Source organism: Kitasatospora putterlickiae (genome assembly GCF_039527695.1).
GTDB lineage: Bacteria > Actinomycetota > Actinomycetes > Streptomycetales > Streptomycetaceae > Kitasatospora > Kitasatospora putterlickiae.
In genome coordinates, this window is the sequence record NZ_BAAAKJ010000051.1 from 16,397 (window position 1) to 17,468 (window position 1,072).

At 76.0% G+C, this 1,072-nt stretch carries 1 protein-coding gene; it reads left to right on the plus strand.

All coding sequences use genetic code 11. The features are described 5' to 3' along the window. The coding region (locus ABD308_RS06035) for a pyridoxal phosphate-dependent decarboxylase family protein (protein ID WP_344328133.1) at positions 1 to 1,072 on the plus strand (1,072 nt) is incomplete at both ends.

Consider the following 1,072-nt stretch of genomic DNA (forward strand, 5'->3'; position numbering starts at 1 on the left):
GGCGACTGGCTGACCGCCACCGCCGACCAGAACTCCAACTCCTCGCTGGACGGCGCCGGCCAGTGGCTGGAGCGGGAGACGGTCGGCTGGCTGCGCGAGCTGTTCGGGCTCTCCGCCGCGCACGCCGGCGCCTTCGTCAGCGGTGCGACCATGTCCAACACCGTCGGCCTGGCGATCGCCCGCCAGTGGCTCGGCGAACGCCTCGGCGTGGACGTCGCCGAGGACGGCGCCGCCGCGCTCGGCCGGGTCCGGGTGCTGTCGGGCAGCGCCCACTCCAGCGTCGCCAAGGCCCTGTCGGTCCTGGGCCTGGGCCGCTCCGCGCTGGTGCAGGTGCCCGTGCTGCCGGGACGGGAGGCGGTGGACGTCGCCGCCCTGGAGCGGGTGCTGGCCGAAGCCGACGGCCCGTGCGTGCTGGTGGCCAACGCCGGCACCGTCAACACGGTGGACTTCGACGACCTGTCGGCGCTGGCCGACCTGCGCGACCGGTACGGCTGCTGGCTGCACGTGGACGCGGCGTTCGGCGCCTTCGCCGCCCTGACCCCCGAACACGCCGGCCTGGTCGCCGGCCTGGACCGGGCCGACTCGATCTGCGTCGACCTCCACAAGTGGCTCAACGTGCCCTACGACAGCGCCGTGCAGTTCACCCGGCGCCCCGACCTCCAGGCCGACGTCTTCCGCAACGCGGCCGCCTACCTCGGCCCGCTCGGCGACCACCCCGACCTGGTGCACCTCACCCCCGAGAACTCGCACCGGCTGCGCGCCCTCGCCGCCTGGTTCACCCTGCGCGCCTACGGCCGGGCCGGCCACCGGGAGATCGTCGAGCGCTGCGTCGCGGGCGCCCGGGCCCTCGGGGAGGCCGTGACGGCGACGCCGGGACTGCGGCTGCTGGCGCCGGTCCGGCTGAACGTCGTCTGCCTCACCCTGACCGAGGACCCCACCGCCGAACGCCTCGCCGCGCTGGCCGCGGCCGTCGCCGACGAGGCCTTCCTGACCCCCACCCGCTACGCCGGCGTCCCCGCCCTGCGCGCGGCGTTCAGCAACTGGCGCACCACCGAGGCGGACGTCCGCCGCG